The organism is Pseudomonas sp. KSR10, from assembly GCF_022355455.1.
In the GTDB taxonomy this organism is placed as follows: domain Bacteria; phylum Pseudomonadota; class Gammaproteobacteria; order Pseudomonadales; family Pseudomonadaceae; genus Stutzerimonas; species Stutzerimonas stutzeri_E.
Genome location: NZ_JAKOEN010000019.1, coordinates 1 through 15,048, shown reverse-complemented (window position 1 = coordinate 15,048; position 15,048 = coordinate 1). Strand labels below are relative to the sequence as shown.

Here is a 15,048-nt window from a genome sequence, read left to right as displayed (position 1 = left end):
CTTTTTTATGCCTGCGGATCGGATGGTCGGGGCGTCACCGGGCCGGATGGCTCACATCAAGTTGGGCGGATGCCCGGAGATCCACATGAAGTTGAAACTCGACGAAAACGGTAACGCAGTGCTGCAAGACGGCAAGCCGGTCTATGTGCACGACGACGGCAAGGAGGTGGCATTCGATGCGCCTGCGACCGTCGCGACCATTACCCGGCTGAACGCTGAGGCCAAGACCCACCGCGAAGGCAAGGAAGCTGCTGAAAAGCTGCTGAAAGGCTTTGATGGGATAGAAGACCCGGCCGCAGCCCGTAAGGCGCTGGAAACGCTCGCCAACCTCGACGCGAAAAAACTGGTGGATGCCGGTGAGATCGAGAAGGTGAAGTCGGAAATCAGCAAGGCCTTCCAGGCTCAGCTGGACGAAGCCAACGGCAAGGCGCAGACCCTCGAACAGCAACTGTACGGCGAGAAGATCGGCGGCAGTTTTGCGCGCTCCAAGGTCATCGCCGAGAAGCTGGCCGTTCCTGCGGACATGGTGCAAGCCACCTTCGGCAGCTGTTTCAAAATCGAGGAAGGCAAGGTTGTCGCCTACGACGCCAACGGCAACAAGATTTTCAGCCGTGCGCGCCCTGGTGAGCTGGCCGACTTCGATGAAGCGCTGGAAACCCTCGTCGACTCGTACCCCCACAAAGACCACATCCTCAAGGGTTCCGGTGCCAATGGCGGCGGCGCCCCGACCGGCGGTGGCAAACAGACCCCTCAAAAGGGCAACTTGGGCGGCACCCGGGAAGAACGCCTGGCCGCCATCAAGGCCCGCACCGAAAACGCATAAGGAGGCCCAATGGCCCTTTCCGATATGAAGGTATTCAACGAATACCTCAAGCAAACCACCATCGAAACCCTGGCCCAAGACGTCGACAAGTTCAACGGCGCGTCTGCCGGTGCCATCCGCCTCACCACGCAAGGGATCGACGGCGACTTCCTGCAGGAGTCCTTCTGGGCTGGCCTGCATGGCGCTCAGCGTCGAGTAGATCGTTACGCCGCCAACGGGGACCAGGCGGCCACCGCGCTGGCACAGAAGCAGTACGACGCGGTGAAGATCGCGGGCGGCTTCGGCCCGATCCTGTGGGAGCCTTCCCAGCTCGCATGGATTCAGAAAAGCCCGGAAGAGGCGCTGGAGGTCATCAGCCGCAACCTGTCCGAAGCTATCGTCGCGGATCAGCTGAACACCGTCATCGCGGCTCTGGTCGCTGCCATCAGCAATCAGGCCGCTGCGACGAACGATGTGTCGGCTACCGCAGGCATCACCTACGCCGCCATCAACGCCGCGCACGCCAAGTTCGGCGATGCGTCGGCTCGCCTGGTTGCGCAGGTGATGAACGGCACGACCTTCCATGCGCTGATCGGGCAGAACCTGGGCAACGCGCAGCAGCTGTTCCGTGCCGGCGACGTGACAATCGTCGACATTCTCGGCAAGGCCGTGATCGTCACCGACTCCCCGGCGCTGTACTCGGATGCCGTGGTCGACCCTGCCGCTCCGGCCAAACAGCGCGTGCTGTCGCTGGCAGACGGCGCCGGCATGGTGATGGATGGCTCCGACCTCATCACCAACATCTCGGTATCGAACGGCAAGGAGCGCATCGAGACGACCTTCCAGGCCGACTACACCTTCGGCCTGGCGATGAAGGGGTACACCTGGGATACCGCCAATGGCGGCAAGTCGCCGAGCGATGTCGAGCTGGCTACGGGCTCCAACTGGGATCTGGTCGCCAACTCGATCAAGGCCAGCGCAGGCGTTATCACCATCGGTGACGCTTCCAAGTAACCGATAGGGGCGGGCTTCGGCTCGCCCCGTTTGCTGGAGACTGAAATGTCCGAACTGAAAATCGCGTACGAGCCGCATCCGGTCACGCCGGAACGCAAAGCTGAACTGCGCAAGCAGGGCTTTAAGATCATTGATGCGCGGTTCAAGCCTCAGGATGCAGACGGAGAGCCGGAAGCAGGTGGCACCGGCCGTAAGCCTTCCCATGGCCTGCGAGTCGATGACATCAAGGCAAAGTTGACCGAGAAGGGCATCACCTTCGACGAAGGGGCAGAGCGTGCCGAACTGGCAAAACTGCTCGACGAAGCTCCTTAGGAATAAGCCATGACCGAGTACATCACCATCGCGCAGGTAGATAGCCTGCTGGGGTCCGACTGGACTACCGAAGACAAAAAAGCCCGCGCGGTGCTGATGGCAAACGTCTGGCTTACGGAGCGGCTGTCTGTGACGTTTTCCACCGTCCCGGCTGACGTAGTACAGGCGGGGGCGGAGATCGCGCAGCTGGCGGCGTCTGGCGGGCTGTACGGCGCTCAGGATCGAGAGGTTACGAGCACAAGCGTGACCGCTGGCCCGGTCCAGTCGAGCAAGACGTTCCGCGAAGGCAGCAAGGCGCTGTCGGCTGCCGAGGCGTTCGCGCTGGCTCTCATCAGGCCGTGGGCGAACAGCGGCCAGATTCGATTGGTGAGGGGCTGATATGTCTCTGCGCGACGAGATTCTAGAGGGCGCCGCCGAGGCGCTGGCTGTCGTCGAGGAAATCGGCGAAACAATCACGCTCACGCTTGAGCAAGCCGGCGGGTATGACCCGGTTACGGGAGAGATAACGCCGCCTCAGACGCTCACGCAGACGACGAAAGCCATCCTCGACAATTACACCCTGCAGTCGTCAGGTACCCAGTACGCGGACGGCTCGATGATCCTTCGCGACGACAAGAAGTTCTTCTTCGGTGCTGCCGGCCTTGAATGGGCGCCAACGCTGGAAACGACGATCACGGCTGCCGGCCTGGTATGGAAGGTGGTTGCCGTCTCCACGCTAAATCCAACCGGTGAAGTTCTGGCCTACGAGGTCCAAGGGAGGCGCTGATGTCATTCTCCGAAGACATTCGACGGTTCAACGAGAAGGCTGTATCGGCTCATAACAAGATCACCAGATTGGCGACGTTGGAGTTGTTCCGGGGCGTAATTCTTGCGACGCCAGTAAAACACGGCCGGGCGAGAGGCGGCTGGACTACTTCTGTTGGCGCTCCTGCTGCCTCCCCTGAGCGGCTTGACCCTTCAGGTAGTGCGGCTGTCTCCGAGGTTGCTGAGAAAACCCCGGACGGCGCAGGGCAGGTCACCTACCTTTCCAACAACCTCCCGTACATCATAGCCTTGGAGGAGGGCAGCTCGAAGCAGGCGCCTGAAGGGATGGTGAAACGGAACATGGACCGCGTAGAGCGCATGGTCGACACGGCAATCCGCAAAAACAAGGTGTGAACATGAGCGAGAGCAAAATTCACTCGGCGCTGGTGTCGGCCTACATCGCGTCCGGGGTCATGCCGATCGAGCGCACGGCATTCGAAGGTCGCACCTATGATCCGGTGCTGGGCCAAAGCTGGGCGCGCCTCACTGGCCTTCCTACTGGTCGAGTCCCGGCCGCCCAAGGCAAGGATGCGGCGCAGGAATGGACGGGCATTCTGCAGATCGACCTGTTCCATCCGAAGAACACCGGCCATGCCGGACTGCTGGCTGACGCTGACACGCTGCTGGCGTTCTTTGCGTCCGGCAAGCGCCTGGATTACCAAGGTCAGGGCGTACTGATCCGCCGCGCTGAGCGCTCTCAGATTCGCCAAGAAGACGTCTGGCAGTCCGTCAGCGTCAGCATCTACTGCACCGCCTGGTCATTCCCGGCGTAACCACAACCCGAAACACCGCAGCCCGCCTTGAGCGGGCTTTTGCATTTCTGGAGATAGCAAATGCCCTATGCGCAAGGCGTCAACCAAAACACGTACATCAAGATCGAGGGCGTCGGCGGCGCACTGGACCCTGCGGTGGCCTGGATTCCGCTGCGCCTGATCAACAACGGCTTGAGCCAATCCGTCGAGGAGCTAGAGTCGGACGAGATGCTTCCGGGCCGCCATCAGGCAGAGTCGCGCAGTGGCGTCTCCAGCGTGACCGGTGACCTCGAGGCCGAGCTGACCTACGGCACGTTCGACATGCTGCTGGAGGCCGCATTCCATGGAACCTGGGCTGCCAACGTCCAAAAGACCGGATCGCCCCGCCGCAAGTTCTCCATCCTCAAGCACAACGAAGATATCGGCCGCTGGCTGATCTACCGAGGCTGTGAAGTTGGCACTGTCGCCATCGACTGCCCGCTGCAAGGCAAGATCGGCGTCACCTTCTCCATCATTGGCACGAAGGAAGAGGCCTACGTCTTTGATGGCGTCACCGAGAGCATCGCTGATCCAACCGAAACCGTGATGATGACCACGTTCGAGGGCTCACTGTTCGAAGGCGGTACCGGCCTCAACCACGCTACCGCGCTTAGCGTCAATCTCGACAACGGCATGGAGGCGATCTATCGCCTGTTCTCGCGCGATGCCTACGACATCAAACTGGGCCGCATCAATGTCTCCGGAAGCCTGTCGGCGTACATCGAGGATGATCGCCTAAAGGCCAAGTACCTCGGCGAGACGAAGACTCCGCTGGTTGTGACCCTGACCGACGGCGACAACAGCTACGAAATCAGCATGACTCAGGCCAAGCTGACCACATCGAGCGAAGAAGGCAGCGGCGACGATCCAATCATTCAGTCCTACGACTACCGGGCATTCAACGATCCGGCCGTCTCGACAGAAATCACCATCACCCGCATTCCGGCACCGTAAGGACATCGCATGAAACCGAGTGACTTTTTCACTCGTGCCAAGGCGAACGAGGGGGAACGCATGCCGCTCTCCCTGCCGGATGGCACGCCGACAGACGAATGGCTGCTGATTCGTGGCGTCGACTCCGATCAGTTTCGTGCCGCCCTGGACGAGTTCCGGCGCGACCTGTTGACCTTCGCATCAGTGAAGGATGAGAAGGAAAAGACGGATCGGACGGAGCAGTCCAGGCTCAAGCTCAACGCAGCGCTAATCATCGGCTGGTCATTCGAGGACGAGTTCAGCGAGCCGGCCCTACTGGAGTTCCTGCGCGAGTCGCCTTACATCACCGCTGAGGTTGACCGTTTCGCGAGTGATCGCCGCCGTTTTTTTGGGAAACGCTCGACGGGCTCAGCCAAGGCCTGATCGAGTACGCAGAACATCAGTTGGGTTTGCTCAAGCCTGCCGGCCCGAGGCCGAAGAAAGGGCCGGATAAGCGCATCACTATTCGCGCACAGCTGGAAACAATCGCCGAGAAAACTGGCAAGCGGCCCTCGCGCCTCGATGGCCCGCCATGCCCGCCTGAACTGGGCTATGTGTGGGAGTGGTACTGCTCAGCCAGGCCGATCGGCTCTCTGGTCGAGATCAAAGCGTGGGCGGACCTGTACGGGCGCACGCTCAAGCCGCACGAAATCACGCTGATGCGCCGGCTGGCTTCGGTGGAGGAGCGGGTGGCGTTGAGCTGAAAGGCTGGCCGCATATGTGGCAGTTTTCAATTGGCTCCCCATATGGATAACGAAACAAAACCCCTCACTACAAGCCGGTGAAGCAGTAACTACAGCGAGTTGAGATGAATCACCATGGGGATTTATTTCTAATCGCTCTGCCGGCCAGAAAAGAAAAACCCCGAAAGCTGGCCGGCTCCGGGGGCTTGCTGCGGACTACCGGTCGCCTTCTTCGAGATCCAGTATCTGATTATCACCAAACCGAGGGTGTATCCGGTTCAGCTTGCTGATGAAGTCAGGGTAGTCATTCGAGAGCTTCATCGCGGTGACGACGGATGCCAGATGCTCTCGAAGGCGCGGGTGACCAACTTCCTGAGTAAGCCTGCGGTGCAGGTGTTTTTTCTTCTCATCTTTTGCGGCTTGTTTTTTCAGCTCCTCTAGCAGCCCTGGCGCTAGGCGCTCATAGACTATGTCGTTGGTGAGCAGGCCGAAGTACTGAGGGCGGAACTTAGGGTTCTCCGGGGGATACTTCAGGCCACGAAGCCGGAACAGCTCTTCGTAGTAGTCAGCAGGAAATGCTCGAACGTATGGCTGTAGCTCTTTAGCAACAAAGGCCTCTAGGATTTGAGCAAGGGCGTCCTTGGCACGATCCTTCTGGTAGCCGGTTGCTTCGTCCACCAGCGCGATGATGCCTACACGAGCGAAGCCGCGCACGAGGATTTCGGCTTGAGCGGCAATGTGTTCTTGCTGCTTTTGGATGCTGCCATTCTTTCGTGCGGCAAGGATGGCGTCGCAGAGATCAGCAAGGAGAGTCGCAGGATAGCCAAACGCTACGCCGCCGCCGCCGCTGTGAGTGAACTTTATTGGGTTTTCGATCAGCAGCATTAAGTCATTGTTAATAAAGGGAGAAATTCCTTTTCCTCTCGCAAAATTCGTGAGCCGGTCAGCGCCACCTGCACGAGTGCCGTATTTCATGTCCAGGCCAGAGAGCATTCCTCTCTGTGAAATCACACGGGTTCCATCGTCAAGGACATAGCATGGTATCTCGATGTCTCCGATCTTAAGTGGGTGATCTGCTGATCCGTGGGTTGCGCGAGGAAGTTTGGCAATATCAGCTTTTGCCAGCGCAGCCTTCCTGGCGTTCTCGCTGCGCTGAGCTGGCGTTTGACTGGCCTGGCGTGCAGCACCGCCCTTGGCGCGTCCGGTTGGTTTCTTGTTGGCTTCTTCTGGCATGGAGGTCCGCTCTTCAGGTTGTTGGTGTACGAACAATATCCGCTAATGCTTGCACTATGCAAGCAAAATGTATTTTGCTTGCAGGATAGGCTGTGCTTGTTGCTTGAACCAAGGCAACCGCCTAACCATTCAGTCCACCCAGCCCCAGCCTAGTGCTGGGTTTCTGTGCTGGCGTTTTGGTAGAGTCAGCGCTTTCTGACAGGGAGAGGACTTCGTATGTTGAAGTTTTTTACGATCGCTTTGACGGTTTTGCTTTCTGCCTGCGCGACTTCAGCCACGCCAGAAAGCGAAGCAAAGCCGATTCCTTCCACAAGGGTCTATGAGCCCCAGTTCGTTACGCCAGCTGAAGGGCTGAGTGAAGTTGTCTTCTTGCGCGACACTGGGATGACGGGCGCTGCTTGCGATCTGCTGGTCTACGTAGACAACACCCGTGCTTTCACAGCTAGGCCGGGCGAGGGCATTACCGTTTACCTGAAGCCCGGCGAGCACTTCGTTCGCATGGAGCTAGGTGAGGGATTATGTCCGAAAGCCTCCATGTCAAAGGACATCGAGCTTTCGTGGGGCGAAAGCAGGGTGTACCGCCTCGGTTTCGAGGCGTATAGCGGAGCGCGCCTTGTTCGGCTGAGGTAGAGTTGTTCCAATCCAAAGTCCGAGGTATTGAATGGAATTCGTGCTGCTCGCGCTCGCCGTAGCGCTCTACTTTGTGCCCACAATTGTTGCGTCCATGCGGAATCACGCGAATGCCGTGGCGATAACTGCCCTGAATCTGCTGCTTGGGTGGACGCTGATAGGCTGGGTTGCGGCGCTTGTATGGTCGTTGACCGCGCAAAAGCAGGCAAACGCGTAACTAGAAGGGAATCAAATGGCTATTTCAAAGTGCAAGGAGTGTGGTGGTCAGGTTGCTAGTAGCGCTAAAGCCTGCCCGCACTGTGGGGCGAAAGTGAAAAAGAAGGTCGGCGTGCTGGGCTGGCTATTTGTTTTAGTAGTAGTGCTCCCGATTGCGTACAGCATTGGCAGCGGAATGGGGAAGGCGCCGACAACAACTCCTGTTACTTCAACTCAGGCGTCAGGCGAAGCTCGACCTGACCTGCCTAACTTGCCCTCTCAACCAAAGCCAGAAGTATCTCCCTGGACGCTTCACGAGTACACCGAAGCGATGACCGACAAGAAAGCTAAGGTGTTACGAATCCGCTCGAAGAACACAACAAACTTTGAGTTTCCCTACAACGTTAGCGGAGGGTCAGGCCTTACCTTGTCGTTCCGCAGGGTCGAAGGAGCGCTGGATGCGTATCTCCAGATCGATAAAGGGCAGATGCTTTGCCACCGAAACGATTGCCGATTCAGCCTCCGCGTAGGAGACGGCAAGGTTCAGCAGTGGACCGGCCTTCCAAGTAGCACGCACGACAGCGACATCATGTTTGTGCGCGATGCGGCTCAGCTAGAAGCTATCGTCAAGAAGGGCGGAGCAATCCGTGTTGGCATCGACTTTTACCGGGCAGGCACAAGGGCGTTTGAATTTGACCTGGGTAAATATCCTGGGATGTAGTAAGCCAGAATTAACGAAACCCGCTTCGGCGGGTTTTTTATTGCTCAAGGAAAAGTGATGCGACCCCAAGACTTCTACACGCGCACTCGCTCAAGCCGAGGCGTGCGCGCTGAACTCGCAGACCCGGACGGTAATCGTGAGTGGGTATTGGTGCGCTCTGTGCTGAGCGCAGAGTTCGTGGCAGTTGCCGCAGCAGTGGCTAGGCGTGCCGAGCGTTACCGAGCCCTTATTGATTCGGCGGGTCCCGTCGAGCGCAAGCGCCTAGGAAGGATGCGCCGGGCGACTCTGGCATCCGCTCTGGTTGCCGAGTGGTCGCTGCCTATCAAGACGCCGGCAGAGGTTGCTGATCTGCTAGCCATCAATCCGCGCCTTCGTCGGCAGATCGAGCGCATATCCGAAAACCATGCTTTGCACTTTGGAGTTGCCGAATGACTGAATATGCAAAGCTGGTCGTCAGCGTTGACAGCACGCAAGTCGGCAGGGCCGGAACGGCGCTCGGGCAGCTCGAGAAATCTTCTCGGCGCACAGAGCAGAGCATCGGAAACCTCGGCGGCGTGGTTCGCTCGGTTGCCGCGCCTCTCGCTGCGTTTCTTAGCGTCCGCGCCGTCATTCGGGCTTCCGACGAGTACGGCCAGATGGCTTCGCGTATTCGGAACGCCACGAGTAGCACGGAGGAGTACGAGACGGTACAGGCGCGCCTGTTGGAGACGGCGAACGGCACCTACCGCGCCCTCAGTGAAGCGCAAGAGGTTTACCTGTCCACTGCTGACACTCTGCGCGACCTCGGGTATGCGACCTCTGAAGTGCTTGATATAACCGACTCCTTCTCATACGCCTTAGTGCGTGATGCGGCCCGTGCAGATCAAGCAACCAGCGCAATGGATGCCTACTCCAAGGCCTTGATGAAGGGCAAGGTCGATGCGGACGCCTTCGCGACGATCCTTGCGGCCACGCCTTCCATCGTAAATGGTATTTCTGAGGCGACCGGCCGTAGTACCGAAGAAATCCGCAAGCTTGGCGCCACCGGCAAGCTATCGGTCGAAGCGCTGAATGAAGGGCTGCGGCGTAGCCGGGACGAAAACAAGGCGTTCGCCGACGAGATGGAGACGTCTGTCAAAGACGCGCTCGTTAACCTCGAAACTCAGTTCGGCGTCTTCATTGGAAGGGTCAATGAAACCTCCGGCGCAAGTGGCGGCCTAGTTGATTCCATTGGGGAGCTGTCGGCCATTCTGGCCGACCCCGCTACGGTTGAAGCTGCTCAGCAATTGGCGGGAGGAATTGTAAGCGCCTTTAACGCCATAGCATCTGGAGTGAAAGGCACCGTTGAGGTTGTTCGATGGGCTGCTGAGGAAATGGCGGCCACGTTTCACGGCGCAGCATCGGACGATATTGTTCGTCTTGAGGATCAGCTACAGACCTACCAAGACATGCTCGCCAATCCACTGAAGCGGCTGCGCATCGGCGGCGACAATCAAGCGATCAAGCTGTTCGACGAAGAAGAGATCAAGGCGAACATTGCTGCCACACAGCGACAGATTGACGAGTTTTGGAAGTCGGCGCGTACACCGCCGCCAGTGCCCGCATCAGGCGGCCCTGAAGCAGTGATCAAGGATTCCGCGGCGATGGTTTCTGCCGTCGTGCAGGACACCAAAACAGCCGACGCAGCCATAAAGAAGCTCACCAGCTCGTACGACTCAATAGAGAAGTCGCTCTCTCGCCAGCTCGCTCTCTACGGGCAAACAGGCGAAGTCGCAAGCCTGAGATTCGAGCTTGAAAACGGGGAGCTTAAAGGAATCGTTGGCCAGCAAGCCGAGTACCTCATAGGTCTGGCCCGAGAACTCGACACCAAGCGCGACCTGACCGAGCAGGAACAACTGCGCATCGACATCCTGCGCGAATCCGGCCAGTTGCGCGCTGCCAACGACGCACAGTTCCAGCTGGAGTACGCCGCCAAGATCGCCGAGTACGAGCGCCAGGGTAACGTCGAGGCATTGCAGAGACTTGAAACCCTGCGTCGCATCCGTGAAGTGCAGATGAATGCCGATCAGGCGCCGGGGACCGTCGAGGGCGTAATGCAAGCCCCTGGCACTCGCGGTGTTGATGCGGTTGTTTCCGGGCCAAGCGGAGAGCTGATGGTGCTTGAGCAGGATGCGGTAGCGCTAGAGCAGTGGCGAGCCACAGAGTTAGAGAAGCATCGTGGATTCCTTGAGGCAAAGGCGATCACTGAGCAGGAGTATCTGATTCGCGAGCAGAATGTCTACCAGCAGCACCAGAACCGGATAGCAGAGATCGAAGCAGCGCGGCAGCAAGTACAGCTTGCGGCAGGCGAAGCGTTCTTCAGCAACATGGCGGGGCTTACCGAGGTCTTCGCCGGAGAGCAGTCGAGCGCATACAAAGCGATGTTCGCCATAGAGAAGGGGTACGCGCTTGCTAAGGTGCTGATGAACGCGCCGAAGACAGCATCGGACGCCTACTCGGCGATGGCAGGCATTCCCTACATCGGCCCAGCCCTGGGTGTTGCAGCAGCTGCTGCCGCGCTCAGCTATCAAGCCGCTCAAGCTTCCGGCATCCGCTCTATCGGCTTGTCCGGCATGGCCCACGACGGCATCGACTCTATCCCTAGCGAGGGCACATGGCTGCTCGACAAGGGAGAGCGAGTTGTTGACCGGCGAACAAACGCTGACCTGAAGGATTACCTATCTGGCAAGGGCAGTGGAGAAGGACCGAAAGCGGGCGGCATGACGGTGAATCAGAACTTCAACGTGGCAAGCGACGTAAGTCCACAGGCAATCCAAATGATGACCGATATGTCGCGCCAGGTGCTGGAGCAGGTCATGCGTGACGCAAATCAGAACGGGCCGATCATCCAGACGATCCGACGGAGGATGTGAAATGGCTGAAAACTGGCCGTCCGAGCTGTACCCCAGCCAAATGACGTGGGGCTGCGTCTACAACAGCCGAGCATTTACATCGTCACTTTCGAACGCGCAGCAGATAGTGAGCTATCCGGGAGCCTACTGGCGCTGCTCCATGCGGTTCAACAGCATGAGCCAAGAGCGTGAGCGCCGCCTGACAGCAATGCTGGGACGCCTGCAGGGAATGGCGGGGACAATCAACGTCCCCACTGATACGCGTACTCGGGCTGACGACATAGGCACCCCGGCGGTTTCATCTGCAGCCACGAACGCATTCGCGATCGGCATGACTGGAATTTCTGTCAATGGGCGAGCCTTCAGTGCTGGCGACTACATCACCATCGGCGGCCAGCTGTTTGAGGTCGTCGAGGACGCGATTGCCAGCGGCGGATCAGCTCTTGTGCGAGTTAACAAGCGGATTCGCTCGACGATCGCACCAGGCACTCCGGTCGAGTATAAGAACCCGTATTGCGAGATGCGTCTGTCGAACGATTCGTTCTCGGTCGACATGCAGCAGATGTCTGCTGGCAGTGCAATTGAGATGAGAGAGGCCTTCTGATGGACGGGTTCCCAATCAGCCAGGCCGTTGTAGACATCATCGGTCAGGGAAACTTCACAGCGTTCTATGCGGTCGAGCTTCACTTCGCAAGCGAGGTGGTGCGGGCGCATACCGGAACCGGCGACGTCATCATAGGCGGGCAGGTCTATACCGGAGTTGGCCGTCTCGGAGAGATCGGACCCGCGAAGGAGACAGACAGCCCGTCCGGTCCGATGAGTGTCGACCTGACCCTAAGTGGCCTGGACAACACCATCTTGCGGCAGACGCTGGTTGAGCGGTGCCGTGGAAGGCCGGGGCGCGTGATGTTCGTCGTGATCGGCCAAGACGGCACTATGGCCGCAGACGTCCTGTTTAGTGGCCGCATGGATGCCGCCAAGTTCAACTACGGCGGAAACGACGGGAAGAACTCGATCAGCGTGACGATCATTGATCGCATGGCTGAGTGGAGCCGCCCCGGCTCGAAGCGATGGACGGATGAAAACCACCAGCTACGCTACCCCGGCGACCGAATCTTCTTCGCCATCGCCCAGCTGAGCGAGTCGCCTCTGTTCTGGGGTAGCAAGAAAGACGCTCCGACCTTCAGGTATGAATGATGCGAAACCCAGACTGGGCTAAACGCCTACACGAAACCATACAGGCCGCCATTGAGCGGCCTTTTTTGTGGGGGGAAAACGACTGCTGCCTGTTTGCTGCGGACTGCTGCGCGGCTGTTTGCGGCGTCGATCCTGCTGCGGACTATCGAGGGCGATACAGCACCGAGACTGGAGCAAAGCGCGCCCTGGCCAAGCGTCATGGTTCGCTCGAGGCTGCTTGGGATGCTTGCTTTAAGCGTGTTCAGCCGGCCATGGCGCAGCGCGGTGACGTATGCGTGCACGAGGCTCCTGAGGGGCGGGCCGTTGCGGTCCGCTGGGCAGGGGCATGGTGGGGGCTGACCGTACAAGGCGCGACCAGCGTTCAGGCCGAGCCCTTGATTGTTTGGAGAGTTGAATAATGCCACCAGCAATAGCCGTAGTAGCAATCGCAGCGGGTGCCGCCGCTGTCGCGGGCGCCAGTGCCCTAGCCATTGCCGGGGTGGCTTTGGCGGCCGGCGCGATCTTCTCGATGATGAAGCAGTCGCAGGTCTCCCAAGACGGCTACACAGCTGAGCCATCCGGCCAGACACTGCGCTCTTCCAAGGCTGCGGCGCGGTACATCGTAGGTCGGATCAGTACTGGTGGCGTTCTGCAGTGGGCGCAGGAGCAAGCTGGGGGTCAGACGGATAACGAATGGCTGCATCTCGTCTACACGCTGAGCGAAGGAGCCATTGCAGGCGTTGACGAGATATTGCTGAACGATCAGCCTATCTCCAGCTACGGCAGCCACGCATCGTACGAGGTAATCATCAACCCAACGACGCCAAACGCATTTCTGCTTGCGAATTGCCCGGATTGGCGCGAATCGATGATCGGCGAAGGTCTGTCATTCGTGCGCGTATCGCTGAAGTACAGCAACGAGAAGTTTCCGAGCGGTATACCAGACGCAAAATTCATCGTACGCGGGCGAACCGATATATACGACCCACGAACAGGGAACACTGGCTACAGCGACAACTGCGCGCTGATTGCCCTGTGGTATCTGCGCACTGTGCTTGGCGTGCCGGACGACGAGCTTGTGATGGAATCGTTCATCGATTCCGCGAACATCTGCATCGAAAGCGTTAGCAACCCTGACGGGTCCGGCAGCGCTCGGTATGTGATGGGTGCCGTGATCGGCGACGACGAGCGCCGGGGCGATGTGCTGAAGAAGATCGAGGCCGCGTGCGGCGGGAAGATCTCCCGCGTCGGTGGCCGATGGATGATGCGTGTTGGCGCTTACTATGGCCCTGCCAACTTCACCATCACCGAAGATATGGTGATTGGCGCGGTGCAGGGGTCGGTGGAAGTTGACAACGATAGCGCGATCAACACCATCACCGGCCTGTTCGTCGATCCGGAAACATGGGCAGAAACTGATTACCCGCCTGTGCAGAGCGCAGCATGGCTGGCTGAGGACGGAGAAGAGCTGTCAGAGACGCTCGATCTAAAGTATGTGACCAATCCATACCAGGCCCAGCGCCTGGCGGATATCGTCCTTCGCATGCGGCGCACCGGCGGCGGGCTTAAGCTGCCTCTGAATTTCGCGGGCTACAATTGCCGCCCTGGCCGTCCTGTAATGGTGTCTCTGCCATCACTCAATATGGCCGGCGAGTTCATCGTCACCGACTGGTCGATGGTGGCAGATAGTGCGTGCTCGGTCACCATTGAGCCATACGGCCCAGAGATATTCGATGACCAAGCGGGGCGCGAGTACACGCCGATTGGGTTTATCGATATCCCGGTCGGTGGTGTTGCGCCTCCAACTGGTCTGGCGTGGGATGCTGATCGCGAACCAGAGGTGCGCCAGGGCGTACTGAGCTGGACGCCGCCATACGGCGAGATCAGCTATTACGGGGTGGTTATCCGGGACGCTGAGAACAAGGCGGTTCAAACCTACCAAGTCCCGGGCGCAACCTCGAATTGTCAAGTACAGGGTTTGCCCGCTGGCAATTACGCGATGTCAGTTTATGCCAGCTCCGCAAATGGCCGATCGGCCGAATCGACTATTAGCGTAGCGATCATGGGCCCGCCGCAACCACAATCGGTCAGTATTCAAGAGGGGTTTGATTCAATCACCCTCATCCCGTTCAACATCACCGGCCTGAACGGGGGAACATACGAGTATTGGTATGCACTGACGCCAACCGAGAACCCAGAGGCGGCAACCTATTTAGGACGTGGAGGCACGTTCACCCACACAGGTCTGGCATACAACACGGTCTATCACTACTACGTGCGGACGGTGAACGCATACGGGACCAGCGCCTTCTTTTATCGGCAGGCTGAAACAAGCAGCGATCCCGAACTGATTTTGCAGATTATCGCTGGGCAGATAAGCGAGACCGAACTCGGCCAGCACCTGGCCGACCGCATCGACCTCATCGACGGCAATGGACCGGGCAGCGTCAACGAGCGGATCAGTGAGGCTGTCAGCCAGATAACCGATGCGCTCGCATACGCCCCCGACCTGACCTATGCCGATGGTGATGTAGTCCGCGGTGGTGCAAACGGACGCCGGCTGTACCAGGCGTTGCAGGCCGTCCCTATCAACACGCCTCCGCCTAACGCAGCCTATTGGCTGGACATTGGGCAGGCGGTTGAAACCGCGAACGGCCTGGCGGTGCAGGTTGAGCAGCACACGGTTGCCATCGGTGAGATCGATGGCAAGGTCACGGCTCAGGCGTCCACGCTGGAGGCCTTGCAAGCTACCTATCGCGACGACAACGGAGAGGGCGAACTCGCAGATGCTTTGCGCGGCGCCGAGGCTACCGCCCAGTTTGCACAGGAAGTGCGGACGCGGGCG

20 protein-coding genes are annotated in these 15,048 nt (G+C 59.0%); 19 read left to right on the top strand and 1 reads right to left on the bottom strand.

The window, feature by feature from the left end; genetic code table 11:
• The first annotated feature begins 85 nt into the window (after positions 1-85).
• From MCB86_RS08830 to MCB86_RS08785, 10 genes are read left to right on the top strand one after another with little or no spacing between them, the layout of a single operon-like run.
• Positions 86-823 (top strand): DUF6651 domain-containing protein, encoded by a 738-nt coding sequence (locus MCB86_RS08830; protein ID WP_239610630.1) that lies wholly within the window; start codon positions 86-88, stop codon positions 821-823.
• A 9-nt stretch (positions 824-832) separates the two neighbouring features.
• Complete coding sequence (locus MCB86_RS08825) at positions 833-1,816, top strand: major capsid protein (protein WP_239610629.1); 984 nt, start codon at positions 833-835, stop codon at positions 1,814-1,816.
• Positions 1,817-1,861: 45 nt separating this feature from the next.
• Positions 1,862-2,128, top strand: coding sequence for a hypothetical protein (locus tag MCB86_RS08820; protein ID WP_239610628.1), 267 nt, complete (start codon positions 1,862-1,864; stop codon positions 2,126-2,128).
• A gap of 9 nt (positions 2,129-2,137) precedes the next feature.
• Positions 2,138-2,506: a hypothetical protein gene (locus MCB86_RS08815; RefSeq protein WP_239610627.1), complete on the top strand. Its 369-nt coding sequence runs from the start codon at positions 2,138-2,140 to the stop codon at positions 2,504-2,506.
• A gap of 1 nt (position 2,507) precedes the next feature.
• The gene (locus tag MCB86_RS08810; RefSeq protein ID WP_239610626.1) at positions 2,508-2,894 is read left to right on the top strand and encodes a hypothetical protein; all 387 of its coding nucleotides are present in this window, start codon (positions 2,508-2,510) and stop codon (positions 2,892-2,894) included.
• A complete protein-coding gene (locus MCB86_RS08805; RefSeq protein WP_239610625.1) occupies positions 2,894-3,286 on the top strand; it encodes an HK97 gp10 family phage protein in 393 nt (130 codons plus the stop codon). The genes MCB86_RS08810 and MCB86_RS08805 overlap by 1 nt, the downstream gene beginning before the upstream one ends.
• A 2-nt stretch (positions 3,287-3,288) precedes the next feature.
• Positions 3,289-3,705: a phage tail terminator-like protein gene (locus MCB86_RS08800; protein WP_239610624.1), complete on the top strand. Its 417-nt coding sequence runs from the start codon at positions 3,289-3,291 to the stop codon at positions 3,703-3,705.
• A gap of 60 nt (positions 3,706-3,765) precedes the next feature.
• Positions 3,766-4,677, top strand: a complete 912-nt coding sequence (locus MCB86_RS08795) for a phage tail tube protein (protein WP_239610623.1) — start codon at positions 3,766-3,768, stop codon at positions 4,675-4,677.
• 9 nt (positions 4,678-4,686) lie between these two features.
• Complete coding sequence (locus MCB86_RS08790) at positions 4,687-5,079, top strand: hypothetical protein (RefSeq protein ID WP_239610622.1); 393 nt, start codon at positions 4,687-4,689, stop codon at positions 5,077-5,079.
• A 20-nt stretch (positions 5,080-5,099) separates the two neighbouring features.
• Entirely contained in the window at positions 5,100-5,399 is a 300-nt protein-coding gene (locus MCB86_RS08785; RefSeq protein ID WP_239610621.1) for a hypothetical protein, read from the top strand.
• 195 nt (positions 5,400-5,594) lie between these two features.
• Here MCB86_RS08785 and MCB86_RS08780 read toward each other — a convergent pair whose 3' ends face one another.
• Positions 5,595-6,611 (bottom strand): P63C domain-containing protein, encoded by a 1,017-nt coding sequence (locus tag MCB86_RS08780; protein WP_239610620.1) that lies wholly within the window; start codon positions 6,609-6,611, stop codon positions 5,595-5,597.
• 216 nt (positions 6,612-6,827) lie between these two features.
• On the opposite strand from MCB86_RS08780, the gene MCB86_RS08775 reads away from it, so the two are divergent.
• The 9 genes from MCB86_RS08775 to MCB86_RS08735 all read left to right on the top strand — a co-directional run.
• The gene (locus MCB86_RS08775; RefSeq protein WP_239610619.1) at positions 6,828-7,241 is read left to right on the top strand and encodes a hypothetical protein; all 414 of its coding nucleotides are present in this window, start codon (positions 6,828-6,830) and stop codon (positions 7,239-7,241) included.
• 31 nt (positions 7,242-7,272) lie between these two features.
• On the top strand, positions 7,273-7,458 hold the full coding sequence (locus MCB86_RS08770; RefSeq protein ID WP_239610618.1) for a superinfection immunity protein: 186 nt from the start codon (positions 7,273-7,275) through the stop codon (positions 7,456-7,458).
• Positions 7,459-7,473: 15 nt separating this feature from the next.
• Positions 7,474-8,157 carry a zinc ribbon domain-containing protein gene (locus MCB86_RS08765; protein WP_239610617.1) on the top strand — a complete coding sequence of 228 codons (684 nt, stop codon included), beginning with the start codon at positions 7,474-7,476 and terminating at the stop codon, positions 8,155-8,157.
• 57 nt (positions 8,158-8,214) lie between these two features.
• The gene (locus MCB86_RS08760) at positions 8,215-8,589 is read left to right on the top strand and encodes a hypothetical protein (protein ID WP_239610616.1); all 375 of its coding nucleotides are present in this window, start codon (positions 8,215-8,217) and stop codon (positions 8,587-8,589) included.
• Entirely contained in the window at positions 8,586-11,048 is a 2,463-nt protein-coding gene (locus tag MCB86_RS08755) for a tape measure protein (RefSeq protein ID WP_239610615.1), read from the top strand. Before MCB86_RS08760 ends, MCB86_RS08755 begins: the two co-directional genes overlap by 4 nt.
• A 1-nt stretch (position 11,049) precedes the next feature.
• Positions 11,050-11,631: a hypothetical protein gene (locus tag MCB86_RS08750; RefSeq protein WP_239610614.1), complete on the top strand. Its 582-nt coding sequence runs from the start codon at positions 11,050-11,052 to the stop codon at positions 11,629-11,631.
• Positions 11,628-12,224: a hypothetical protein gene (locus MCB86_RS08745; RefSeq protein WP_239611575.1), complete on the top strand. Its 597-nt coding sequence runs from the start codon at positions 11,628-11,630 to the stop codon at positions 12,222-12,224. The genes MCB86_RS08750 and MCB86_RS08745 overlap by 4 nt, the downstream gene beginning before the upstream one ends.
• Complete coding sequence (locus tag MCB86_RS08740; RefSeq protein WP_239610613.1) at positions 12,224-12,622, top strand: hypothetical protein; 399 nt, start codon at positions 12,224-12,226, stop codon at positions 12,620-12,622. The genes MCB86_RS08745 and MCB86_RS08740 overlap by 1 nt, the downstream gene beginning before the upstream one ends.
• The coding region (locus MCB86_RS08735; RefSeq protein ID WP_239610612.1) for a fibronectin type III domain-containing protein at positions 12,622-15,048 on the top strand (2,427 nt) is incomplete at its 3' end. The genes MCB86_RS08740 and MCB86_RS08735, both read left to right, overlap by 1 nt.